The sequence below is a fragment of the Citrobacter sp. R56 genome, assembly GCF_016811995.1.
Classification (GTDB): domain Bacteria; phylum Pseudomonadota; class Gammaproteobacteria; order Enterobacterales; family Enterobacteriaceae; genus Citrobacter_D; species Citrobacter_D enshiensis.
In genome coordinates, this window is the sequence record NZ_CP069159.1 from 2,899,955 (window position 1) to 2,925,675 (window position 25,721).

Genomic DNA, 25,721 nt, shown 5'->3' on the forward strand with positions numbered 1-25,721 from the left:
CACCCTGATGAGATCAATTGATGAAAAGAAAAGTGGAGGAAAATCGTAACGGTACGACACCCCTCTCATAACTGAGCGGAGTGTCGGTATTGAAGCTTAACGCATTTCAGCGCGAACGCGCTCAAGGTCTTCGGCTGTATCCACACCAGTTCCAGGAACTTCTTTAGCAACGGCAACATGGATTTTTTCGCCGTACCACAACACACGAAGCTGCTCCAGCATCTCAATGTGTTCCAGTGGGCTTGGCTGCCAGTTCACATAGCGGCGAATAAATCCGGCACGATAGCCATAGATCCCCAAATGGCGCAGGAAGGTATCGCCAATGGTCTCACGGCTATTGGCAAAACGGTCGCGATCCCATGGGATCGTCGCACGAGAGAAGTAAAGCGCGTAGCCTTGTTCATCCAGCACCACTTTCACCGCGTTTGGATTGAATGCCTCTTCCGCACTGTGAATCGGCACTGCCAGCGTTGCCATACCGACCTGGCGCTGCGCCAGGTTGTCCGCGACCTGGCGAATAATTACCGCCGGGATCATCGGCTCATCGCCCTGTACGTTCACAATGACGGTATCATCGCTGAATCCGCATTTTTCCACGACTTCCGCCAGTCGCTCCGTACCCGACTGATGATCGGCGCGGGTCATGCACACTTCACCGCCAGCCGCCTCTACCGCGCGCGCCACATCTTCATGATCGGTCGCCACGATAATACGATCGGCCCCGGATTCACGCGCACGTTCCAGTACATGCACAATCATCGGCTTGCCGTTGATATCCTGCAGGGGTTTACCGGGCAGGCGCGTCGATGCAAAACGCGCAGGAATAATGACCACAAAACTCATGATTTGCTCTCGTCGGAGGTCAAAGGACGGGCTTCGGTTTCCAGTAATACCGGAATACCATCGCGTAATGGGAAAGCAAGGTTATCCAGTTTGCAAATCAGTTCTTGTTTTTCCTGGTTGTACCAGAGTTTGCCGTTACATACCGGGCAGGCAATGATTTCGAGCAGACGATGATCCATAGTTCCTCCAGATGGACCGGATTGTGATTCTGTAAATATTAACATAATCGTCTATCCCTCTGCGTCTATTTCCCAGCCCTGTCGGCAGTCACCAAACAAACCCTGGGGACAAACGCCCAGCGTAACGCGCCTTGCCTGCTGCCAACGCGCAAAATTGCTAATCGCCTGAAACAGACCTTTTTGCAGGGTTGCACCGGGCTTGATCCCCTCTTGCAGGTACAACGCAATCACTTCCAGCACCCCGCTTTTGCGGTGCATTTTGGCATCCATCCGCCCGACCAGCGCCCCTCGATGCAATAACGGCAGGACAAAATAACCGTATTGTCGTTTAGGTGCTGGGGTATAGCACTCCAGACGATAGGTGAAATCAAACAGTTGCTCTGCCCGTTTTCGATCCCAGACAACGGGGTCAAACGGTGACAACACGGCGCTGTGCGTCGCCGTTAATTGCCCTGCCAGCGCCTGTTCAAGCAACGGTTGAAGGTCTGCATGGAGCCACAACGTGCCTAATGTTTCAACCTCGACTGGAATGATCTGCTGTTGCTCAGCGCGGGCGTCCCGCCATGCATTCAACGCGGGTCGTTTTAAGCGGTAGTAGTCCGCCAGCCACGGTTCACGGAATATCCCCAGACTGCGCGCACTGTTATCCAGCATGGCGGTTTCCGCTTGCGCCTGAGAAAGTAAGTCACGTTTATCATCCCAGTGGGGCATGACGCGTTGCGTCAAATCATACACCCGCTGAAAGTTGCGACGTTCCACTACCATCACTTTCCCGGCGGTAAACAGTCCTTCGAGATGACGTTTATGGGGCTTCCACTCCCACCAGCCGTTAGCCCCTTTGCGTGGATGTTCAAAATCCGCAGAGCGCACCGGACCGTTATGATGAATATGCTGCATCAGCTGCTCGATTTCATGGGCATGCTCTTTCATCCAGGCCGCTTTATACTTCCAGCCCATGTTCTCGGGCGACAGCATTCGGTGGCGGATGAGCGCAAAGTCGCTACGCGGCAGAAAACAGGCCTCATGCGCCCAGTACTCCATCAGTTCGCCGCGCAATAATGCGTCATCCAGCCACTGCGGCGGATAGTTCCCAAGGCGGCTGAATAGCACCAGATACGGGCTACGTGCGACAATGTTGATGGTGTCGATTTGCAACAGCGACATGCGCGAAATGGCGGCGAGAATATCGCCAGGCTGCGCGCGACGGCGTGATTTCTTTAACAGCCCCTGGGCTGCAAGGTGAAGGTGACGAGCGTCGGTAAGAGAAAGTTGCGGCAACGACATTGAGAACTCCATAAATCGTTCGCCGCCGCAGCCCGATTCAGCTAACGAACCAGCGAAATGAGTTGCTTAAGCAAAGCATCCGGTTCTTCACCTGATAGCTGAGCATCAACGGGCAAATACCACCAGTTATCGTCTGCAAACGAACGGCATTTAACGGCATCCTTTTCCGTCATCACCAGCGTCTGACCTTCGGTGAGCAATGCGTTGACGTCACCATAACTGAGCGACTGATGATCGGCCAGCGCCACGCATTTTTGCGGATGTGCGCCGCATGCGTCGAGTGTCGCAAAGAAACGGGGAGGATGGCCGATGCCCGCCATAGCGACAATATTACGCAGTTGCGCCACATTACAGCGCTCACCGGTGCGCAGATTGACTGCAAGGCCGGGTTCCAGATGCATGGGAATTTCACCCGGTTCAGCAACGCCGCCATTAACAATAACTGCATCCACCGATTTAAGCCGACCCGCGCGTTCGCGCATCGGGCCTGCTGGCAGCCACCAGCCATTACCAAATCGGCGAACGCCGTCAACCACCACGATTTCTACATCACGCGCCAGACGGTAATGTTGCAACCCATCATCGGTCACAATAATTTGCACATCATGATGAGCCAAAATGGCTTTTACCGCATCGCAGCGATTGGGCGAAACGGCAACTGGCGCGCCGGTACGTTGAGAGATCAGAACCGGTTCATCACCCGCTTCCGCTGTCGTGGTCTCGTGTGTCAGGAGCAACGGATAGGATGGCGCCTTACCACCGTAACCCCGTGAAACCACCCCCACGCGAATACCACGTTGCTGGAGCTGTTCAACCAACCAGATAACGACCGGCGTTTTACCGTTGCCACCCGCCGTCAGATTCCCCACGACAACGACCGGCACTGGCGCACGCCAGGTTTGTTTTAATCCCAGCCTGAAGCACAAGCGGATACTCCCGCTCACCAGGCCGTATAGCCAGGAGAGTGGGAGTAATAGCCGCCATAAAGGCGACTCACCGGACCAGATGCGTGCGATCATTGACCAAATTGCATTCTGTGCAACTGAGCATAGACACCGCGATGTTCCAGCAGGTCAGTATGGGTTCCACGTTCAACAATCAGCCCGTCTTCCACCACTACAATCTCATCTGCCTGTTCAATAGTGGAGAGGCGGTGAGCAATAACCAGCGATGTACGGTTTTTCTGTAGTTCGTCCAGCGCAGCCTGGATCGCACGCTCCGACTCGGTATCCAGCGCGGAAGTGGCTTCGTCCAGAATCAGAATCGGACTGTCGCGCAGCAGAGCACGCGCAATCGCAATACGCTGGCGCTGACCGCCAGACAACAGGACACCGTTCTCACCAATGACTGTATCCAGACCGTCATCCATTTTGTTGATAAAGTCCATCGCATACGCCATACGTGCAGCCTCTTCGATCTGCTCGCGGGTGTACACCTCATTACGTGCGTAGGCAATGTTGTTAGCGACGGTATCGTTAAAAAGATGTACGTTCTGTGAAACCAGAGCAACCTGGTTACGCAAGGATGCCAGCGTATACTCACGCAGGTCATGCCCGTCCATCAGGATATGGCCTTCATCAATGTCATAAAAACGGGTGATAAGACTGGCGATCGTCGATTTCCCTGAGCCTGAACGCCCGACTAACGCCACGGTTTTACCTGCCGGAATATTCAGACTGATATTACGCAGTGCAGGCACTTCACGTCCCGGGTAGGTGAAGGTGACGTTGCGGAATTCCAGGTCTCCGCTCGCACGTTCAATAACACGTTTACCTTCATCTTTCTCTTGCTCGCTGTCCAGAATCGCGAACAGTGTCTGGCATGCCGCCATCCCGCGCTGGAACTGCGCGTTGACGTTGGTCAGCGATTTCAGCGGGCGCATCAGGGCAATCATGGATGAGAAGACAACGGTGATCGTCCCTGCGGTCAGGTTTTCCATGACGCTCGGGAAGCTGGCCGCATACAGGACAAAGGCCAACGCCAAAGACGCAATCAGCTGGATGATGGGATCAGAGATAGCAGAGGCTGACACCATCTTCATCCCCTGCATACGCATTTTATTGCTGACTTTGTCAAAACGTTTGGTTTCGACTTCCTGACCACCAAAAATCAACACTTCTTTGTGGCCTTTCAGCATTTGCTCAGCACTGGTCGTGACCTGCCCCATCGTGTTCTGCATGTTTTTACTGATGCTACGAAAACGCTTAGAAACCACGCGAATCGCAATTGAGACAACGGGCGCCAGTACGATCAGAATGATCGACAGTTGCCAGCTGTAGTAGAACATCAAGACAAACAAACCGATAATCGAGGCCCCTTCACGCACAACGGTGATCAGCGCCCCGGAAGAGGAAGATGCGACCTGCTCTGAGTCGTAGGTAATGCGCGAGAGCAAAGTACCTGTCGACTGCTTATCAAAAAAGGAGACGGGCATCCCCATCATATGGCCGAACAAGCGACGACGTATTGTCATCACGACCTTACCTGACACCCACGAAAGACAGTAGCTGGAGACATAGCTGGTGATGCCACGTAATACCATCAGACCAATCACCACCAATGGCATCCAAAGCAGCACCGAACGGTCTGTTTTACCAAAACCTTCATCCAGTAACGGCTTCAGGAGCGATAACATGAAGGTATCGCTCGCTGCGTTGAGGATTAACGCCACACCCGCCACGATCAGGCCCAATTTGAACGGCGCAATGGTTGGCCACAGTCTGCGGAATGTCTGCCACGTAGAGAGATCTTTATCGTTATGCATTCAAAAAACCAGCATTTGTTGAAATAGCCGCATATTCTACCCGTTATCCTCTGACACGCCAAACCACTGATGATACCAACGAGGTAAAATTTGCTCCCGCAGACTGCGTATTCGCCAACCTTGCGAGGAAAAGATAAGCGAAATCTGCCCCTGATGCGGCGTATCCAGCCATTGATATCCCTGTTGCCGGTATCGCTGCCTGACTTTCCGTGAAGGCAATCGCCAGGCGTTGTAACGCGATGCCGAGGCCAGCGCCCCCTGCCCCTCAACATGTTGAATTAACGCCAGCGACGAAGACGTATTGCTACCATGATGCGGAACCTGAATAAATGTCGCCTGTAAATGTTGCCAATAGTGACTTAGCATTTTTTGTTCTGCGCCGGATTCAATATCCCCCGTCAACAGCACACTGTATTTACCGTCATCGACTTTGACGACGCAGGAACGGTTATTCCCGTTTTCTTTATTACCTTTGATCGGCCAGTGCGCGCGAAACGTCAATCCTTGCCATTTCCACTGTTCTGCCCGAAAACAGGGCTGGTGCCCTTCCCATCCTAACGGGCTTCTTATCCAAAGCGTTGGCCAGGCTTTCTGTAATGAGTGCAATCCACCACGATGATCCAGATGTTCGTGGCTGAGAATAATGCCTTCGGGTTTCAGGTTGTGCCAGCGTAGCCAGGGAATGATCAACTGCTGCCCGCTGTCACCCTCCGGCCAGGCTCGCCCGGTATCATAGAGAATAGCCTTGCCATTGCGGGCAATGACCATCGCCAACCCCTGCCCGACATCCAGCATGTGAACCTGCCATTCATCTTTGGGCTCTGTACGCCATACGGGCCAACTGACTAAAATCGCCCCAGCCAGGCATACCCCCGGCCAGGTACGCCAGACCGCAAACCGCCAGGCAATAATTATTAACCAGGGAGACAATGCCAACCATTGCCACCGCTTATCAATACTGATCCAGCCTTCCGGTAAATGGCTGAGTAACCAAAACAAGAGTGCCAGTGAACGATCGGCCAGATACCAACATCCCTCTTCAATGAGGAGTGGTCCCGTCAGATGCACCACCATGCCAGCCAGAATGAGCGGGACAGAAATAAATGTCACCAGCGGTACAGCAAACAGATTTGCCAGAAATGCGGTCACACTCATGCCATGAAAAATCGCAATTTGCACAGGTAAGAGCAACACCGTAATGCCTAACTGCAGATGGATAAGACTCCATATCAAGCACCCCACGCGTGATACCGAACAGGCTGGAGCAGGACCCCATTGATACCAAAACAGAAGTGCAGCAACCGCCAATGCCGACAGCCACAAACTCTGCGACAAAATGGCAACAGGATCGGCAATAACAATCGCCGCCAGACAACAAAGCCAGACCTCCCATCCACTCCATTGCCGTCCGCTTAATTTAAGTATTCCCCATGCACTCAAGGCAATAACCGTGCGTAATGCGGGTGGCTGCAACCCCGTAAGCCAGGCATAAAACAGGGCGCTGCCGATTCCACCCACAAGGGGAACCGGCCAGCGAATCCACCCCGCTGGCAACACAAATTGCATACCTCGAATAATTCCCCCCGCGAGCAGTGCAGCAAAGGCAATATGCAACCCGGAAATCGCCATCAGATGTGTTGTACCAGTATCCCGCATGAGGTCTTTCACCTCCTGCGGCACCGACAGACGCTCCCCCATCCCCAGCCCCAGGATAACCTGCTGCCAGGGATAGTTTTCCAGCGAAGCCGTGAGAGAAGACAAGTAACGAGCGCGTAAGCTGCACCGGGGGTCGATCACACTGGCCTGCAAAAAACGTCCTGTCAGAGGTTGGTGCTGGGCTAACGCATAACGCTGGCTATCGAACCCACCTTCATTCAGCTGAGCATGTACCGCGCGTATCTTTAGCGTCATTGCCCACCGTTGTCCGGCGCACACGTTGCCTGGCAAATACTGATCGTTTAAAACGATGCCCACCGCCGGAAAGAGTCGCTTCCCCTGCACATGCGTAACTTGCCCATAATGCGTCGTCATATGGTCCGTCGCTGTTATTTGCACAACAGCCTGTTGCGTTGCACCAGGCAATGTGTTGCCCGCCCAGAGAGTCTGTTTTGCGGCGAAGATCCCCCACAGAAAGAAGAGCACAGTCAGAGCGACATAACGCGACCAACGCCGGGGAATAAAACAGAATACACACGCCAGAAGGAATACGACGGCGAGATACGGCGTATCCGGTAGTGCGGGTAATAGCAACAGAGGAAGAATGCCAGACAATGCGCACGCACTCACCGTTGTTATTTTCATAGACACCTCCCTGTTAGAGAAAGTGTGCCGTTTTGTGGTGTGGTTGTCCGGTGGCAGTTTGACAACTTACAGCAAGGATTCCGCTGTTTTTGGATGGCGGCTGAAACGCGCAAATACAAATGCGAAGGGGATTCCAGTTTCCCATCTTTGACGGGGTTCCAGAAACGAAAAAAGCACCTCTACGGTGCTTTTTTCTGGCTCAAGTTTTAACGTAAAACTTAACCGTAAATATTGGCGCGATCGCGCAGTTCTTTACCTGGTTTAAAGTGAGGAACATATTTTCCTTCCAGATCCACTTTGTCGCCAGTCTTCGGGTTACGTCCGGTACGAGGTGCGCGGTAGTGCAAAGAAAAACTGCCGAAACCGCGGATTTCAATACGCTCGCCCTGCGCAAGAGTCGAGGCCATATGCTCCAGCATCTCTTTCACTGCATCTTCAACCGCTTTCGCGGGAATATGAGATTGCTGGGTTGCAAGTCTTTCAATCAATTCTGACTTGGTCATGATTCCTCCGGTTCCTTAAAGGCAAAATTAGCTGTTACTGTCGCTGCATTGATTAAGGGCGGCCGTAGCCGCCCTTAGTGCTTGATTACAGGACGAATCCCGCAATCTGTCAAGTAAACTCGTGATACTTCAGGATGAAACACCCCGAAGTTTCAGAGAATTACTCGCCTTTAGCTGCTTTGAAAGCTTCAGCCATTGCATTGTTGGAGAAGTTTGCATCTTCCTGTTTGTTAACAGTTGCGATTGCATCTTTCTCATCAGCTTCGTCTTTCGCACGAACAGACAGGCTGATTGCACGGTTTTTACGATCAACGCCGGTGAATTTAGCTTCAACATCGTCGCCAACGCTCAGAACCAGAGTTGCATCTTCAACGCGGTCACGGGAAGCTTCAGAAGCGCGCAGGTAACCTTCAACGCCGTCAGCCAGTTCTACGGTTGCGCCTTTAGCGTCAACTGCAGTGACTTTACCGTTTACGATTGCGCCTTTCTTGTTCAGTGCAACCCAGTTGTTGAACGGATCTTCTGCGAGCTGTTTAACGCCCAGAGAGATACGCTCACGTTCTGCGTCAACCTGCAGAACAACTGCTGCGATTTCGTCGCCTTTTTTGTATTCACGAACTGCTTCTTCGCCTGCAACGTTCCAGGAGATGTCAGACAGGTGAACCAGGCCGTCGATGCCGCCGTCCAGGCCGATGAAGATACCGAAGTCAGTGATAGACTTGATTTTACCTTCAACACGGTCGCCCTTGTTGTGGGTTTCCGCGAACTGCTGCCATGGGTTGTTTTTGCACTGCTTCAGACCCAGGGAGATACGACGACGTTCTTCGTCGATATCCAGAACCATAACTTCCACTACATCGCCAACGTTAACAACTTTGGACGGGTGGATGTTTTTGTTGGTCCAATCCATTTCGGAAACGTGAACCAGGCCTTCAACGCCTTCTTCGATTTCAACGAAGCAGCCGTAGTCGGTCAGGTTGGTCACGCGACCAGTCAGTTTGGTACCTTCCGGATAACGCTTAGCGATAGCTACCCACGGATCTTCGCCCAGTTGTTTCAGGCCCAGAGATACACGGGTACGCTCGCGGTCGAACTTCAGCACTTTAACAGTGATTTCGTCGCCCACGTTTACGATTTCGCTCGGATGCTTAACGCGTTTCCATGCCATGTCGGTGATGTGCAGCAGACCGTCAACACCACCCAGATCAACGAATGCACCGTAGTCAGTGAGGTTCTTAACGATACCTTTAACTTCCATGCCTTCCTGCAGGTTTTCCAGCAGCTGATCGCGCTCTGCGCTGTTCTCGGATTCGATAACGGCACGACGAGAAACAACAACGTTGTTACGCTTCTGGTCCAGCTTGATTACTTTGAACTCAAGCTCTTTGCCTTCCAGGTGCAGCGTGTCGCGAACCGGACGAACGTCTACCAGGGAACCCGGCAGGAACGCGCGAATACCGTTCAGCTCAACAGTGAAGCCACCTTTAACTTTGCCGTTGATAACACCGACTACAGTTTCAGCTTCTTCGTAAGCTTTTTCCAGCGTGATCCAAGCTTCGTGACGTTTAGCTTTCTCACGGGACAGCAGAGTTTCACCGAAGCCGTCTTCTACTGCATCCAGTGCAACGTCAACTTCGTCACCAACCTGGATTTCCAGCTCGCCCTGGGCGTTTTTGAACTGCTCTGCCGGAATGGCAGACTCAGATTTCAGACCGGCGTCAACCAGTACGATATCTTTGTCGATAGCAACAACAACACCACGAACGATGGAACCCGGACGGGTTTCGATTGTTTTTAAGGATTCTTCAAATAGTTGAGCAAAAGATTCAGTCATGTTTAATCTTCAGGTTTCATATTTAACGTCCACCTGGCTCCATGCCGGATGGGGTTGTTTAACATACCCGCTGTCATTCCATTGCAACGGGGGTACTGCAAATTCGGTCGCGTTTAAGCGAGTGCCAGTTTTTGGCGCGCGTATTGTAACGCTTTTTCAATCACTTGCTCAATGCTTAATCGGGTAGAATCCAAAACTAAAGCATCAGCAGCAGGAACCAGCGGCGCTACAGCACGATTACGATCGCGATCGTCGCGTTCTTTGATCTCGGCCAAAAGGCGATCAAAGTTAACACTAAAGCCCTTCTCCTGCAACTGAAGCATACGGCGATGAGCACGTTCTTCAGAGGAGGCGTCAAGGAAAATTTTTACAGGCGCATCAGGGAATACCACCGTGCCCATATCTCGTCCGTCAGCGATCAAACCAGGCGCATCACGGAACGCGCGCTGACGGCGTAGCAACGCTTCACGAACGCGTGGAAAAGCTGCCACTTGTGAGGCGGCATTGGCGACGTCCTGAGTCCGTATTTCGCCACTTACATCTTCCCCTTCCAGAATCACTTCCAGAGTGCCGTTCGTTGAGACAAAACGGACATCCAGATGAGATGCCAGCGGCACCAGCGCGTCTTCAGAGGTTACATCGACATGATGATGTAACGCAGCCAACGCCAGTACACGATAAATCGCACCAGAGTCCAACAGATGCCACTGCAATGCTTCCGCCATTGCCTTGCACAAGGTGCCTTTACCTGCACCGCTTGGGCCATCAATGGTAATTACCGGGGCAATTGCTGTCATCTTTATCTCCTTAAAGGCATACCGTTAACGTGAACGCCGCGCATTATACGCGTCTGTACGACGGAAAGTGAGTATTGCTTGCAAATTACGGGCAACAGGAGATGGAATGCAGAATAATTACGCAATTATAGCGGGCTGAGAGGGTATCAGCCCGGAAGATGACAAACTTTTACTTTTTATCCGCAGCGATACGTTCGCGGATATGTTGCGCACGTTCGGTTGATGGCGGGTGGGAATCGAACATCGATTTAGCATGACCCGAATCCATGGTTGCCAGCTTATCAAAGCTGCCGACTAACCCTTGCGTGCTGATACCGCGTTTTTTCATCAGATCGTAAGAGAAATCATCCGCTTCCGACTCTTTATCACGCGAGTATTTGGCATTGATTGCCCCGGCAGCAATATCGCCAAGTTGAGATTGAGAAAGCTGAGCCGCTACGCCGCTGGTGGCGGAGATAGCGTCGCGTGCGGCAACGATAGCGTAAGACGCTTTCATTTCTGCCAGCGAATGCCCCAACGCGACGTGACCCAGTTCGTGGCCGAGAACGCCTTCGATTTCATTGTCGTTCATCATGTCCATCAGTCCGCTATAGACACGTACGCAGCCGTTTGCCATCGCCCAGGCGTTAACATCACTGGTCATGTATACCTTATAATTTACCGGTGTACCGTTGATGTTATTACCCAGCGCTTTGGCGATTTTGGCTAAGCGTTTGCTGTATTTGCTGGACGAACTGGCCATTTGATTTTGGCTATCCAGTTCCTGACAACCCTGGTTCGCCATCGCTTTAGCATCGGCATCCGTCAGCGTCGCGGCTTTGTAAGCAGACAACCCTGAACTTACCGCCATATTGGTGTCGATACCGTGTGTATTCTGACAGCCACTCAGCAGCGCGGCGGAAACGGCCAGTGCCAGCAGTAATTTTACATTTTTCATGTGAATCATCCGTTGATTAAACATAATTTATATAAATATTAATGAGTTATAAAAGCACACGGAGATTAACATTGTTGCGAACGGCTAAAAAGTCCGAAAAAAAACGCCGACTCAAGGTCGGCGTTCATCACTCATTATTTATGATTACGCAAGCGTACTAATTCGCGTCAGTTGTTCGAAATAATCCGGGAAGGTTTTGGCGGTACATTTAGGATCAAGAATTGTTACCGGCGTGTCGGATAACGCCACCAGCGAGAAACACATCGCCATGCGGTGGTCGTTGTACGTGCCAATCTCGGCAAACTGCAATTGAGCCGGCGGGGTGATGCGAATGAAATCGTGCCCTTCTTCCACTTCAGCGCCCACTTTACGCAGCTCGGTCGCCATTGCAAATAAGCGATCGGTCTCTTTCACACGCCAGTTATAGATATTACGCAGCGTCGTCGTACCTTTCGCAAACAATGCCGCTGTTGCAATGGTCATTGCTGCATCCGGTATATGGTTCATATCCATATCAATGGCATTTAATTCACCACGGGTACAAGCAATAAAATCGTCACCCCAGGTCACCGTCGCGCCCATTTTTTCCAGCACATCGGCAAAACGAATATCGCCCTGCATACTGTTACGGCCAATACCGGTTACCTTCACCGTTCCACCTTTAATGGCGCCTGCCGCGAGGAAATACGATGCGGAAGAAGCATCGCCTTCGACAAGATACGCGCCCGGAGACAGATACTGCTGCCCTCCCTTGACGACAAAACGCTGGTAATTCTGGTTCTCAATCTCAACGCCAAACGTTTTCATCAGATTCAGCGTGATATCGATATACGGTTTAGAAACCAGTTCACCCTTGATAACAATCGTCGAATCTTGCGGCGCCAGCGGCGCGGTCATCAACAATGCGGTGAGAAACTGGCTGGAAACACTGCCGTCAACCTCAACCTGCCCACCGGTAAATCCACCGCGAAGACGTAACGGCGGATAGTTTTCCTGCTCCAGATACTCAATATTCGCCCCGCCCTGACGCAAGGCATCCACAAGGTGTCCAATTGGACGTTCTTTCATGCGCGGTTCACCCGTCAGCACGATATCGTTCGTCCCCAGACACAACGCTGCTGCTAGCGGACGCATGGCGGTTCCCGCATTACCGAGGAACAGTTCCAGCGAGCCTTCAGCCTGTAACGCGCCACTGTTACCGATGATCTCACAGCGGGTACGATCGGCAGACAGGGTGTAATCAATCCCCAGCGCACTCAGCGCATTGAGCATATGGCGAACGTCATCGCTGTCTAGCAGGTTAGTCAGAACAGTGGTGCCGTGTGCTAACGCCGCCAGTAACAAAGCGCGGTTTGACACACTTTTGGAGCCAGGCAGATTAATGGTGCCATCGACCCGCGCGATGGGTTGTAACGTCAGGGATTCCATGAAACTCAACTCTCAAAAACAGAAATAAAAACCCCACAGGCAAGCTGTGGGGATGAAAAAGTACCGCCAATTAACCGCGACGACGCTCGAAATCGATCATGAAATCGGTCAGCGCTTTAACGCCTTCAAGCGGCATGGCGTTATAGATAGAGGCGCGCATTCCCCCCACCACTCGGTGGCCTTTCAGCGCATGTAAACCTGCTGCAAATGACTCCTCCAGGAAGAGTTTATCCAGCGCGCTATCAGCCAACTGGAACGGTACGTTCATGCGGGAGCGGTTAGATTTCGCCACATCGTTACGATAGAAATCACTGTTATCAATCACGCCATACAGCAGTTCGGCCTTTTGTTGATTGATTTTATCCATCGCGGCCACGCCGCCCTGCTCTTTCAGCCATTTGAAGACCAGGCCAGAAAGATACCAGGCGAATGTCGGCGGTGTGTTGAACATCGAGTCGTTCTCGTTCAGCACGCTGTAATCAAGAATAGACGGGCAGGATGTATGCGCTTTGCCCAGTAAATCTTCACGAACGATCACAATCGTCAGACCCGCAGGACCGATATTTTTCTGCGCACCGGCATAAATAACCCCGTAACGGGAAATATCCAGCGGTGTAGAGAGAATTGTCGAAGAGAAATCGGCGGTTACGACCACATCAGACGCAAAATTCGGCGTTTCATTGATCGCGATACCGTCGATGGTTTCGTTCGGGCAGTAGTGCAAATAGGCGGCGTTATCGGACAACTGCCATTGGCTCATTGGCTTAACTGCACGCAGACCGTCAACGGTGACTTTGGCGTCAATCACATTGGGGGCGCAGTATTTTTTGGCTTCTTTAATGGCGCTGGCAGCCCAATATCCGGCGTCAACATAATCCGCCGTTGTTTTATCGCCCAGAATATTGAGCGGAACAGCGGCAAACTGACCACGACCACCGCCATGGCAGAACAAGACTTTGTAGTTAGAGGGGATGCTGAGGAGATCGCGAAAATCTTTCTCTGCTTCCTCTGCGACCTGGATGAACTCTTTGCCGCGGTGGCTAATTTCCATTACCGATGTGCCAAGACCCTGCCAGTCACAGAGATCCTGTTGCGCCAGTTTAAGCACGTCTGCCGGTAGCATTGCCGGACCTGAACTAAAATTGAAGACCTGAGCCATTTCCCCTCACCACGTTGTATTGTTTTCAACTCAACATCCCGTCAGTTGCGAACAGCAGAACGACAGACATTGGATATATGTTATTGCTGTGGATATCGGTTTTATCATTCAGTGACACGCGCCGCAATGGGTAAAACTGACCGGCGCAAAAATGCGCGTTATATCACACAACAGAATCTGTCGGTTTGTCGGGTTAAAACCGATATTTTTGCTGTCAGACGATCCGTTTTGCCTGACTGGCCCTCGACCATTCTGGATTTGCACAGCGTGGACATAATTGATGATCGCCAGCTTTCATCGCTACCACTTCGCTGCAACGCACACAGGCGTAGTCCCCCGCCTCGGGAACAACTTTAAATCGCTGCGTGCACTGTTTAGGCAAAATGCTGAGTCCAGACTTCACCTCTTCGTCGGCAAAAAAATAGACGCTAATTTGTCCATTGGTTTCGAGGATAGCGAGTTTCACCTGCCCCAGTTGTTCAACACCATTTAGACGCAGCTCCATAAAGAACTCAAACTCGGTCATATTCGCCCGCCCGAGCTTCGACCAGGCCAGTTCACCATCCTCAATGATCACCACGGGTTTGCCTTCCAGCATATCTTCCAGTTTCTCGCTGTGCGCCATCAGCCACATGACCAGCCGATAAAGCAAGGCCAGCGAGAGAAAAACGACCAGCACCGGGAGCAGCGGAACATCATCATAAAACGCGACATCTCCGGCAGCCGACCCCAGCGTCAAAATGATCAACACTTCAAAGAGCGACATCTGCCGTACGCCGCGGCGTCCGGTCATCTTCAGAAAAAGGAACACCAGAACAAAGGTATAGAAGCTTCGCAGCGCCACTTCCCCCAGAAACTCCAGCGGCACGTTATCCAGCGCCATACGTTGCCAATCGAACGCCTTCATTTTTATGCCCTTGCGCGGGTGAGTTTTGTAAAAGCATAGTCAATACTTTTATTTACGCCGAAGGCCCGGTGGCGATAGCGCCATGCCTGGAAAACCCGTATCATTGCGCGCTTTCCGTACGACAAAAGTGATTTTCATGACGCAAACATTTATCCCTGGCAAAGACGCTGCTCTGGAAGATTCCATCGCTCGCTTCCAGCAAAAACTGCTCGACCTTGGTTTCCATATTGAAGAGGCCTCCTGGCTGAATCCGGTGCCAAACGTCTGGTCTGTGCACATTCGCGACAAAGAGTGCGCGCTGTGCTTCACCAACGGTAAAGGCGCAACCAAAAAAGCGGCACTGGCCTCCGCGCTGGGCGAATATTTTGAGCGTCTGTCCACGAACTATTTCTTTGCTGATTTCTGGCTCGGCGACACCATCGCCAACGGCCCGTTCGTACATTACCCGAACGAAAAATGGTTCCCGTTAACCGAAGATGACGACGTTCCTGAAGGTCTGCTGGATGCGCGTCTGCGCTCATTCTACGATCCGGAAAATGAACTGACCGGAAGCATGCTGATTGACCTGCAGTCCGGTAACGAAGAGCGCGGCGTCTGCGGTCTGCCGTTTACCCGCCAGTCTGATAACAAGACCGTGTATATTCCGATGAATATTATCGGCAACCTGTATGTCTCTAACGGGATGTCCGCCGGTAACACACCTAATGAAGCGCGCGTTCAGGGACTTTCTGAAGTTTTTGAACGTTATGTGAAGAATCGCATTATCGCGGAAAGCATCAGCCTGCCGGAAATCCCAGCCGATGTGCTGGCGCGTTATCCGGCGGTAGTCGAATCCATCGCGAAGCTGGAAGCCGAAGGTTTCCCGATTTTCGCTTATGACGGTTCATTGGGCGGTCAGTATCCGGTTATCTGCGTGGTTCTGTTCAACCCGGCCAACGGCACCTGCTTCGCCTCCTTCGGTGCGCACCCGGACTTCGGCGTGGCGCTGGAGCGCACGGTCACCGAACTGTTGCAGGGTCGCGGTCTGAAAGATCTTGATGTGTTCACTCCGCCAACTTTTGATGATGAAGAAGTGGCTGAACACACCAACCTCGAAACTCACTTCATCGATTCCAGCGGTCTGATCTCCTGGGATCTGTTTAAGCAGAATGCCGATTATCCCTTCGTTGACTGGAATTTCTCCGGCACCACGGAAGAAGAATTCGCTACCCTGATGGCTATCTTCAATGCTGAAGATAAAGAAGTGTACATCGCCGATTATGAGCACCTGGGTGTTTATGCCTGCCGTATCATTGTGCCGAGCATGTCTGACATCTACCCGGCCGAAGATCTGTGGTTAGCCAACAACAGCATGGGTAGCCATCTGCGCGAAACGATCCTTGCTCTGCCGGGTAGCGAGTGGGAAAAAGAAGCCTACCTGAATCTGATCGAACAACTCGACGAAGAAGGTTTTGACGACTTTACCCGCGTACGCGAACTGCTGGGACTGGCAACCGGGCCGGATAACGGTTGGTCTACGCTGCGCATTGGCGAGCTAAAAGCAATGCTGGCGTTGGCAGGCGGTGACCTTGAGCAGGCGCTGATCTGGACCGAGTGGACGATGGAGTTTAACGCCTCCGTCTTCAGCGCTGAACGTGCGAACTACTACCGTTGCCTGCAGACATTACTGCTACTGGCGCAGGAAGACGATCGTGAACCACTGCAATATCTGAATGCCTTTGTTCGCATGTATGGCGCGGAAGCCGTTGAAGCGGCAAGCGCAGCATTAAGCGGAGAATCGGCGTTTTATGGGTTACAGGCGGTTGACGGCGACTTACTGGCTTTCCCAGCGCACCAGTCTCTGTTGAAGGCCTATGAGAAGCTGCAACGTGCAAAAGCCCTCTGGTGGTCAAAATAAAACCGAATAGCTTACGCTAAGTAGGCTTGAACACTCGGTTGAGCTATATTACGGGGCGCTTTTAGTGCCCCGTTTTACTTATTTTTGCCTAACCAAAAATAAATGTAATAACAAGGTTAAATATTGGTAGTTGATATTACATAAAATAATGCGTAAGTGTTGCTATATATGTCAATTACTCCATTTTAATTAACTGCATTTCCAGAGGTCCAGAGAAAAAATTCAACTCACATTATAACTTTTAAAATTTATTTTTATTTTGTAAATCAATAAATTACATCGCAATAGTGCAAAAACCATGCGACTTGAAGGCCTATAAGCCAGGTGAGATATGATCTATATCAAATTCTCATCTATAATGCTTTGTTAGTATCTCGTCGCCGACTTAATAAAGAGAGAGTTAGTGTGAAAGCTGACAACCCTTTTGATCTATTACTCCCTGCTGCAATGGCCAAAGTGGCCGAAGAAGCAGGTGTCTATAAAGCAACGAAACATCCGCTGAAGACTTTCTATCTGGCGATTACTGCCGGTGTATTCATCTCAATCGCCTTTGTTTTCTATATTACCGCCACAACCGGTACCGGAACGATGCCGTTCGGTATGGCTAAACTGGTGGGGGGTATCTGCTTCTCTCTGGGGCTGATTCTTTGTGTTATCTGCGGCGCAGACCTCTTTACGTCAACCGTACTGATCGTCGTCGCCAAGGCCAGCGGCCGAATCACATGGGGTCAACTGGCAAAAAACTGGCTCAACGTTTATGTTGGCAACCTGATTGGCGCCTTGCTGTTCGTATTACTTATGTGGCTATCTGGCGAGTATATGACCGCCAATGGCGCATGGGGACTCAACGTTCTGCAAACTGCTGACCATAAAATGCACCATACTTTTGTTGAAGCTGTCTGCCTCGGTATTCTTGCTAACCTGATGGTTTGCCTGGCCGTGTGGATGAGCTACTCGGGTCGCAGCCTGATGGACAAAGCGTTCATCATGGTATTACCGGTCGCCATGTTTGTGGCCAGCGGTTTTGAGCACAGTATCGCAAACATGTTTATGATCCCTTTGGGTATTGTAATCCGCGACTTCGCAACACCGGAATTTTGGGCCGCTGTCGGTTCCGCTCCGGAGAATTTTACTCACCTGACCGTGATGAATTTCATCACCGATAACCTGATTCCGGTTACGATCGGTAACATTATCGGCGGCGGTTTGTTGGTCGGGTTGACATACTGGGTCATTTACCTGCGTGGCAACGATCATCATTAGTTCTTTGATGTTGGTTATACGCAGTAAATAAAAAATCCACTTAAGAAGGTAGGTGTTACATGTCCGAGCTTAATGAAAAGTTAGCCACAGCCTGGGAAGGTTTTACCAAAGGTGACTGGCAGAATGAAGTAAACGTCCGTGACTTCATTCAGAAAAACTACACTCCGTATGAGGGTGACGAGTCCTTCCTGGCTGGCGCGACCGATGCGACCACAGCTCTGTGGGACAGCGTGATGGAAGGCGTTAAACAGGAAAACCGCACTCACGCGCCTGTTGACTTTGACACCTCCGTTGCATCCACCATCACTTCTCACGACGCTGGTTACATCAACAAAGCGCTCGAGAAAATTGTTGGTCTGCAGACTGAAGCTCCGCTGAAACGTGCGATTATCCCGTTTGGCGGCATCAAAATGGTTGAAGGTTCCTGCAAAGCGTACGATCGCGAACTGGACCCGATGCTGAAAAAAATCTTCACCGAATACCGCAAAACCCACAACCAGGGCGTATTCGATGTTTACACCAAAGACATTCTGAACTGCCGTAAGTCTGGCGTTCTGACTGGTCTGCCGGATGCGTATGGCCGTGGCCGTATCATCGGTGACTACCGTCGCGTTGCGCTGTACGGTATCGACTACCTGATGAAAGACAAATACGCTCAGTTCGTCTCTCTGCAGTCCGATCTGGAAAACGGCGTAAACCTGGAAGCGACTATCCGTCTGCGTGAAGAAATCGCTGAACAGCACCGCGCGCTGGGTCAGATCAAAGAAATGGCAGCTAAATACGGTTGCGATATCTCTGGTCCGGCTACCAACGCTCAGGAAGCTATCCAGTGGACCTACTTCGGCTACCTGGCCGCTGTTAAGTCTCAGAACGGTGCAGCAATGTCCTTCGGTCGCGTATCCACCTTCCTGGATGCTTACATCGAACGTGATATCAAAGCAGGCAAAATCACAGAGCTTGACGCTCAGGAAATGATTGACCACCTGGTCATGAAACTGCGTATGGTTCGTTTCCTGCGTACTCCTGAATATGATGAACTGTTCTCTGGTGACCCGATTTGGGCAACTGAATCTATCGGTGGTATGGGCGTTGACGGCCGTACTCTGGTAACCAAAAACAGCTTCCGCTTCCTGAACACCCTGTACACCATGGGTCCTTCTCCGGAGCCGAACATCACCGTTCTGTGGTCTGAAAAACTGCCTCTGAACTTCAAGAAATTCGCCGCTAAAGTGTCCATCGACACCTCTTCTCTGCAGTACGAGAACGATGACCTGATGCGTCCGGACTTCAACAACGACGATTATGCTATCGCTTGCTGCGTAAGCCCGATGGTTGTTGGTAAACAAATGCAGTTCTTCGGTGCGCGTGCAAACCTGGCGAAAACCATGCTGTACGCAATCAACGGCGGCGTTGATGAAAAACTGAAAATCCAGGTTGGTCCGAAATCTGAACCGATCAAAGGCGACGTTCTGAACTTCGACGAAGTGATGGACCGCATGGATCACTTCATGGACTGGCTGGCTAAGCAGTATGTCACCGCGCTGAACGTTATCCACTACATGCACGACAAGTACAGCTACGAAGCCTCTCTGATGGCGCTGCACGACCGTGACGTTATCCGCACCATGGCGTGTGGTATCGCTGGTCTGTCCGTTGCTGCTGACTCCCTGTCTGCAATCAAATATGCGAAAGTTAAACCGATTCGTGACGAAGACGGTCTGGCTGTTGACTTCGAAATCGAAGGCGAGTACCCGCAGTTTGGTAACAACGACTCTCGTGTTGATGACATGGCGGTTGACCTGGTAGAACGTTTCATGAAGAAAATTCAGAAACTGAATACTTACCGTAACGCTATCCCGACTCAGTCTGTTCTGACCATCACCTCTAACGTTGTGTATGGTAAGAAAACCGGTAACACCCCAGATGGTCGTCGTGCTGGCGCGCCGTTCGGACCGGGTGCTAACCCGATGCACGGCCGTGACCAGAAAGGTGCTGTTGCCTCTCTGACCTCCGTTGCAAAACTGCCGTTTGCTTACGCTAAAGATGGTATCTCTTACACCTTCTCTATCGTTCCGAACGCACTGGGTAAAGACGACGAAGTTCGTAAGACCAACCTGGCAGGCCTGATGGATGGTTACTTCCATCACGAGTCTTCCATTGAAGGCGGTCAGCACCTGAACGTGAACGTCATGAACCGTGAAATGCTGCTGGACGCGATGGAACACCCGGAAAAATATCCGCAGCTGACCATCCGTGTATCTGGCTACGCAGTACGTTTTAACTCCCTGACTAAAGAACAGCAGCAGGACGTTATTACCCGTACCTTCACTCAGACCATGTAATTCCCTGTCTGACTGAAAAAGCGTACAATAAAGGCTCCACGTAAGTGGGGCCTTTTTAACAGGTAGTCCCCCTACCCGCAGCCTGTTTCGTCAGCTATCTATACTCAATGGATGACTGCCAAAACAGACTCGACACAGTGAACAACTGTGCACTCACACGGCCCCGGATGGGCCACATCTGGAGAAACACCGCAATGTCAGTTATTGGTCGCATTCACTCCTTTGAATCCTGTGGCACCGTTGACGGCCCAGGTATCCGTTTTATTACCTTTTTCCAGGGCTGCCTGATGCGCTGCCTGTACTGCCATAACCGTGATACGTGGGACACGCACGGCGGTAAAGAAGTGACCGTTGAAGAGTTGATGAAAGAAGTCGTCACCTATCGTCACTTTATGAACGCCTCCGGCGGCGGCGTTACCGCATCCGGCGGTGAGGCTATTCTGCAGGCGGAGTTCGTTCGCGACTGGTTCCGCGCCTGTAGAAAAGAGGGCATTCACACCTGCCTCGACACAAACGGTTTTGTCCGTCGTTACGATCCGGTGATCGATGAGCTGCTGGAAGTGACTGACCTGGTCATGCTTGACCTGAAGCAAATGAATGACGAGATCCACCAGAACCTGGTGGGCGTCTCTAACCATCGCACGCTGGAATTCGCCCGCTACCTGTCCACGAAAAATATTAACGTGTGGATCCGCTACGTCGTCGTACCGGGTTGGTCAGATGATGATGACTCAGCACATCGCCTGGGCGAGTTTACCCGTGATATGGGCAACGTCGAGAAAATTGAGCTGCTGCCGTATCACGAGTTGGGTAAACACAAATGGGTGGCGATGGGTGAAGAGTACAAACTTGATGGCGTTCATCCACCGAAGAAAGAGACCATGGACCGCGTAAAAGGCATTCTCGAGCAGTATGGTCATAAAGTGATGTATTGATATTAATGTATTAAGGAAGCAAAGCATGGATGGCGTTTTGCGATATGGAATGTTCGCGCTTCTGTTTGCGCTGAGCTCCGGCCCGGGTTGATCCTGGCCGGAGCTGTTATTTGTATAACGATGACAATACTGAAGAAACCGTCGCGTTCTTCTACGATAATACCTTTACTCGCTGTAATGAATGTAATCCTTACAGCCAAAGCGATATCGACGCACTACGCTCAGCGCCGCTCAGCCCCCGAATAGGCAATATTTATAAAGTTGCGAATAATCAAATCTGCACCGACGTAACTGAGCGTTTCCCCCTTCCCATAATTAGCCAAAAGAGTCGTCCTGAGCCTATACCGATAATCGTTGATTTAACCGACTGCGAGCAGGTTGCAGCCAGCTTCTACCTGTCAGGCCGTTAAAGGAGATAATTATGCGCTTACTTATTTCAGGGATTTTACTGCTGTCCAGCCAGGGCCTGAACGCCGCCACTCGTTGCGATATTAACGCCATTGTGCAGCACGTGTGGCCAGATGCGAAACCGGCAGCGGAAGGTACGATGATCACCCATGGTAATCAGGTTATCGATATCACGGGCAACTCACCACAAAGCGCGATTTGTCGCGTCTGGCCTGCCCAGCCTGAATTGACGCTTGCCGCTGTACCCCTGATGTCCCAGGAGAAAATCGACTATGGACACAATGGCGATCTGGAGTTGCTGGTGCTCAACTCCGTCACCCTGGAGGTTAAACAACGATTACTCCTGCCAGAGCGGATGAGTGATGATGCTATCCGCATTACGGGTATCGCCCTTGATACCGCACGCTGGAAAGTGGCTCCCGGCCAAACCGCCTTTGGTCTGCACATTACCCGTAGCGGCAGCTCGCGTGTTAATCCGATTGGTGAGGATGCACTGTCGTTGTACGTCATTGAAAATAACCAACTACGCCTGGTATTAAAGGGGATCGCGCTGACGGCTAACAGCGGTGAATGGGACGGGAACTGTGCTGGAGAGTTTAACGATATCAAACGTACCCTTGCTATCGGCTCCTCTTCCCATAAGGGCTACGCCGATATCCGTGTCAGCGAAAAAAGTGTGGCATCCACAGCCTTTATTGATGCTAATGGTGAATGTACTGCGAAAGATACACCTGGTAAGGCCACCTGGACCCTGCACTATGACGGGAAACAGTATACCGTCCCGCAAACACTGGCACCGTTGGAGTAAGATCTTTTCCGACAGCGTATTTGCCGCGCGCTCAACCGAAAAATGCGCTTCTTGTGCGCTTTGCTGCATTCCGCATAGCGCTCATCCAGTTCCTTCAACGCCACAATCGGTTGTAGATTACAGCCTGAAAGACAAGCCAGATGTCAGGAAAAGTGCCTGAAGTACGTCATGCTGTTAATGCAGCTTTTAGGCTTACTTAAAGACGCCGTTTATCACGGAGGTGACAATCGCGGTACTCAGTGCAATTAACACCAGATCCTCACCGACAATGCGCCATTCATAACCCGGATAAGAGGGTAATTGCCCCAGCATTGAAGAAGGCACCATTTTCTTTGCTATCCCCGGCGGCAGAGGCTTACCACGGGCGTAGTTTTTGGCAATGCCGGGTGGAAGCGCTTTGTATCCGGTTAAACCGTAATTGAGTGCCAACGACCGTGCGCGATCGTAATTAATCCGAATAGAGACATCATCATCGACGTTCTTTTTATCCGCCTTTGACTTATTCTCATGATTTTGTTTATTTCCATGGTTACCGGAATTTCCATTACCATGGTTGCCGCTATTGCTTTTACCGCCGCTATTCCCATTACCATTGCCAGGATCGGCGATAACCGGAGCAGAAGCGAATGTTAAAGACAACACCACCGCCAACGCGGTAGTGAGGAAACGACGTGTTGACATGATTGCAGCCTTTTAAAAGAGATGCCTGATTGAATTATCGTTTCTCTCAGGAAGTAAACAATACGTAAAACTCTTAGATATGACGGCATAAAAAAAGCCTGTTGTGAACAGGCTTTTTTACATCAGGCATGCGCCACGGGGGTTGGATGCTTGCCAGCCTTGCGCAGTAACATCAACAGATAAATAAACGATACGCTGGCAATCATAATAAACAGCAGATTATCTGAATAATTTTGCATCAGCATAGCCGTAAATGAGGGGCCAAGCAGGCTACCAACGGTATAGCTCAGCAATAACGCCTGATTCATCGCCACAAGTTGGTGCTGTCCGACCTTTTCACACGCCCAGGCCATCGCCACCGGATAAAGCGTAAAGCCGGCTGCGCCCAGAATAAACAGTGCTGGTGCCATCGCAGCCTGCATCATCATGGCAAGACTGCCGAGGATCACCACAAAGACCTGGACACGTAAAACCAGCAGTCGACCAAATTTGTCCGCCAGACGGCCAATCGGCCATTGTCCCAGAATACCGGCACTCACTAATACCGCCATCCAGAAACCGATACTGGCGTTGCTGATCCCCTGGTGCTTGAGATAAAGCGGCATCAGACCGTACAGCGAACCCAGCACAATTCCGGAAATAATGCAGCCGTTCACACCCAACCGCGCCTGGCGCAGCTTAAGCATAGAGACAATCGGCGTCGTGCTTTGGCCTTCAGACTGCTGATTCAGAATACGGGTAAAGAGCAGCGGTAAAATCCCCGCCAGAATCATACCTGTTACCCAGGGCAGCACGTTCATCAGATCCGTCGGCACTTTGCTGACCAGCACCTGGCCAAGAAATGTCCCCACGTAATAGACCATCATATAGGCAGCAAGCAACCGGCCACGGTTTCGCGACGTGCCGCTACACATCAGCGCGCTTTCGACAACGACCCAAATCATGGCGCAACCGACGCCCGCGATAAAGCGCCAGGTCATCCAGCTCCAGAATCCCACCATCACGCCCAGCCCAACACAGCCGACAGCAAAAATCAGCGACGCAATGTAATAGCTGCGATTAAACCCAAGGCGTTTAATTAAATACCCTGTGAGTAATGTCCCTACCAGGTTCCCGGTAAAGTAGGACGAACTGACAATGCCGACCTGCCAGGTCGGCAGATCTTCCTGGGCGAGCCATAGCGGAACGAGCGTGTTTAATACCGCTATCGCCAGAGTCAATAAAAGCAAGCCACACAGCAACAGCATGACAGGCCGGGTATAGGTGGACATGGATAAAAACCGTGAGGAAGTTCAAATTTCATGCGCATCATGCCACCGGCAAAAACATTGTCAATCGGCGAAATCAGCGGTATGACGGGGTTTCAGGGCTATCGATTTGAAATACTGATTCTTAACATGAATGAATAGAAAGTGATAAATCCCAGGTTATTGTTTTAATTGATCTAAGACAAAATTGTCCCGTTTCGTTCAGTCGAAAAATTTCATGATTGAAAATGCCCTATTTTTCGTTCGTTAGGCTCCTGACCGTTTAAAAAGAAAAACCGGGGCAAAAGCCCCGGTTCAGATAATTGACACTCTCTACGCTTAGCTCGCGACCGCCATACCGACTGTCATGTGCAAGCCGTAGAACACGCCACGACCAATCAACTCCCCCACCAACAGCAGGATAAACGCGACCGACAGCAGCGGTACTGCGGGTTGATATCCTTTGAGCTGCGGCAGGATCCAGCAGCATAACGCCACAGCCAGCAGCACAATACGCCAGGCCATTAATGAACCGTAATCCGGCACCAGCGCAGATGCTTGCTGAATTGAGCTATGGATCGTCGCCAGTTCAGCGCCCTGCATCACGGACATCATGGCACTGACAACCAGCGCCAGTACAGAAATCACCGGTAACAACCGCATTGCCCATCCATCCACACCCGCCAGGCGCAGCAGTAGATAGCCCAATAACGGACCGCCCATTAACAGCGTCAGGAAGAAGCCTACCGGAGTCCACACACTGTACCAGGTCGGTACGGTGTCGATGGTGTTATACACACGCACCATCATCCAGACAAAGACAACGCCCAGTACCATCGTCGCAACCAGCCACAGATTACGCAGCGCGGGAGAGAGTTTCCTGAGCATAGCCAGCAACCAGCCGATCCCGCCAATGGCAAAGAAGAGAGAGCCACTGGCAATTTCATTACTGAGCGCTGAAGATCCCACACGATTAAGCGAGTTAAAGGCGCGCATCGGTGAGCCCAGATGGAGCATAGAGGCAATAAAACCGATCCCCATCAGCACCCACAGGCCAAACATGCAGGCAATGACCCGCTGCTGAGATTCAGCACGCAGATCCCCTTTCATCAGCGCTAATGCCATTACGATAAAACCGCCAGCCACACATTGTCCGAAGACCGTGAAGATCATTAGCGGCCATTCATGCCATCCACTTCCCATC

General features: G+C 51.4%; 22 protein-coding genes. 6 read left to right on the forward strand and 16 right to left on the reverse strand.

The window, feature by feature from the left end; translation table 11 throughout:
- Positions 1 to 96 precede the first annotated feature (96 nt).
- The 13 genes from kdsB to JM656_RS13845 form a co-directional block, all read right to left on the reverse strand.
- Complete coding sequence (gene kdsB, locus JM656_RS13785; RefSeq protein WP_203358278.1) at positions 97 to 843, reverse strand: 3-deoxy-manno-octulosonate cytidylyltransferase; 747 nt, start codon at positions 841 to 843, stop codon at positions 97 to 99.
- The gene (ycaR, locus tag JM656_RS13790; RefSeq protein ID WP_162380057.1) at positions 840 to 1,022 is read right to left on the reverse strand and encodes a protein YcaR; all 183 of its coding nucleotides are present in this window, start codon (positions 1,020 to 1,022) and stop codon (positions 840 to 842) included. The genes kdsB and ycaR overlap by 4 nt, the downstream gene beginning before the upstream one ends.
- A 51-nt stretch (positions 1,023 to 1,073) precedes the next feature.
- Positions 1,074 to 2,306, reverse strand: a complete 1,233-nt coding sequence (locus JM656_RS13795; RefSeq protein ID WP_203358279.1) for a winged helix-turn-helix domain-containing protein — start codon at positions 2,304 to 2,306, stop codon at positions 1,074 to 1,076.
- A gap of 41 nt (positions 2,307 to 2,347) precedes the next feature.
- Complete coding sequence (gene lpxK / locus JM656_RS13800) at positions 2,348 to 3,325, reverse strand: tetraacyldisaccharide 4'-kinase (protein ID WP_203358280.1); 978 nt, start codon at positions 3,323 to 3,325, stop codon at positions 2,348 to 2,350.
- A complete protein-coding gene (gene msbA, locus JM656_RS13805) occupies positions 3,322 to 5,070 on the reverse strand; it encodes a lipid A ABC transporter ATP-binding protein/permease MsbA (protein ID WP_203358281.1) in 1,749 nt (582 codons plus the stop codon). The genes lpxK and msbA overlap by 4 nt, the downstream gene beginning before the upstream one ends.
- A gap of 36 nt (positions 5,071 to 5,106) precedes the next feature.
- A complete protein-coding gene (locus tag JM656_RS13810) occupies positions 5,107 to 7,371 on the reverse strand; it encodes a ComEC family protein (RefSeq protein WP_203358282.1) in 2,265 nt (754 codons plus the stop codon).
- A gap of 218 nt (positions 7,372 to 7,589) precedes the next feature.
- Positions 7,590 to 7,874: an integration host factor subunit beta gene (gene ihfB / locus JM656_RS13815; protein ID WP_002463068.1), complete on the reverse strand. Its 285-nt coding sequence runs from the start codon at positions 7,872 to 7,874 to the stop codon at positions 7,590 to 7,592.
- Between the two features lie 160 nt (positions 7,875 to 8,034).
- Positions 8,035 to 9,708 carry a 30S ribosomal protein S1 gene (rpsA, locus tag JM656_RS13820; protein WP_004860074.1) on the reverse strand — a complete coding sequence of 558 codons (1,674 nt, stop codon included), beginning with the start codon at positions 9,706 to 9,708 and terminating at the stop codon, positions 8,035 to 8,037.
- A 113-nt stretch (positions 9,709 to 9,821) separates the two neighbouring features.
- Positions 9,822 to 10,505 (reverse strand): (d)CMP kinase, encoded by a 684-nt coding sequence (gene cmk, locus JM656_RS13825; protein WP_203358283.1) that lies wholly within the window; start codon positions 10,503 to 10,505, stop codon positions 9,822 to 9,824.
- Positions 10,506 to 10,674: 169 nt separating this feature from the next.
- Positions 10,675 to 11,442, reverse strand: coding sequence for a M48 family metallopeptidase (locus tag JM656_RS13830; protein WP_203358284.1), 768 nt, complete (start codon positions 11,440 to 11,442; stop codon positions 10,675 to 10,677).
- 144 nt (positions 11,443 to 11,586) lie between these two features.
- A complete protein-coding gene (aroA, locus tag JM656_RS13835; protein WP_203358285.1) occupies positions 11,587 to 12,870 on the reverse strand; it encodes a 3-phosphoshikimate 1-carboxyvinyltransferase in 1,284 nt (427 codons plus the stop codon).
- Positions 12,871 to 12,940: 70 nt separating this feature from the next.
- Positions 12,941 to 14,029, reverse strand: a complete 1,089-nt coding sequence (gene serC, locus JM656_RS13840; protein WP_203358286.1) for a 3-phosphoserine/phosphohydroxythreonine transaminase — start codon at positions 14,027 to 14,029, stop codon at positions 12,941 to 12,943.
- A 214-nt stretch (positions 14,030 to 14,243) separates the two neighbouring features.
- Entirely contained in the window at positions 14,244 to 14,936 is a 693-nt protein-coding gene (locus JM656_RS13845) for a DUF421 domain-containing protein (protein WP_203358287.1), read from the reverse strand.
- Between the two features lie 136 nt (positions 14,937 to 15,072).
- Here JM656_RS13845 and ycaO point away from each other — a divergent pair, with 136 nt between their 5' ends.
- The 6 genes from ycaO to JM656_RS13875 all read left to right on the forward strand — a co-directional run bounded on the left by ycaO (position 15,073) and on the right by JM656_RS13875 (position 22,589).
- Positions 15,073 to 16,833, forward strand: coding sequence for a 30S ribosomal protein S12 methylthiotransferase accessory factor YcaO (gene ycaO, locus JM656_RS13850; RefSeq protein ID WP_203358288.1), 1,761 nt, complete (start codon positions 15,073 to 15,075; stop codon positions 16,831 to 16,833).
- A gap of 405 nt (positions 16,834 to 17,238) precedes the next feature.
- Positions 17,239 to 18,096, forward strand: coding sequence for a formate transporter FocA (focA, locus tag JM656_RS13855; RefSeq protein WP_203358289.1), 858 nt, complete (start codon positions 17,239 to 17,241; stop codon positions 18,094 to 18,096).
- Between the two features lie 59 nt (positions 18,097 to 18,155).
- Positions 18,156 to 20,438 (forward strand): formate C-acetyltransferase, encoded by a 2,283-nt coding sequence (gene pflB, locus JM656_RS13860; protein WP_203358290.1) that lies wholly within the window; start codon positions 18,156 to 18,158, stop codon positions 20,436 to 20,438.
- Positions 20,439 to 20,632: 194 nt separating this feature from the next.
- Positions 20,633 to 21,373: a pyruvate formate lyase 1-activating protein gene (pflA, locus tag JM656_RS13865; protein WP_203358291.1), complete on the forward strand. Its 741-nt coding sequence runs from the start codon at positions 20,633 to 20,635 to the stop codon at positions 21,371 to 21,373.
- A 110-nt stretch (positions 21,374 to 21,483) separates the two neighbouring features.
- Complete coding sequence (locus JM656_RS13870) at positions 21,484 to 21,783, forward strand: hypothetical protein (RefSeq protein WP_203358292.1); 300 nt, start codon at positions 21,484 to 21,486, stop codon at positions 21,781 to 21,783.
- 11 nt (positions 21,784 to 21,794) lie between these two features.
- Positions 21,795 to 22,589, forward strand: a complete 795-nt coding sequence (locus JM656_RS13875; RefSeq protein WP_203358293.1) for a hypothetical protein — start codon at positions 21,795 to 21,797, stop codon at positions 22,587 to 22,589.
- Positions 22,590 to 22,781: 192 nt separating this feature from the next.
- On the opposite strand, the gene JM656_RS13880 is transcribed toward JM656_RS13875, so the two are convergent.
- The 3 genes from JM656_RS13880 to JM656_RS13890 form a co-directional block, all read right to left on the reverse strand.
- Positions 22,782 to 23,270: an anti-virulence regulator CigR family protein gene (locus JM656_RS13880; protein WP_203358294.1), complete on the reverse strand. Its 489-nt coding sequence runs from the start codon at positions 23,268 to 23,270 to the stop codon at positions 22,782 to 22,784.
- Positions 23,271 to 23,392: 122 nt separating this feature from the next.
- Positions 23,393 to 24,541 (reverse strand): MFS transporter, encoded by a 1,149-nt coding sequence (locus tag JM656_RS13885; RefSeq protein ID WP_203358295.1) that lies wholly within the window; start codon positions 24,539 to 24,541, stop codon positions 23,393 to 23,395.
- A gap of 315 nt (positions 24,542 to 24,856) precedes the next feature.
- The gene (locus tag JM656_RS13890) at positions 24,857 to 25,720 is read right to left on the reverse strand and encodes a dimethyl sulfoxide reductase anchor subunit family protein (protein ID WP_203358296.1); all 864 of its coding nucleotides are present in this window, start codon (positions 25,718 to 25,720) and stop codon (positions 24,857 to 24,859) included.
- Position 25,721 lies beyond the last annotated feature (1 nt).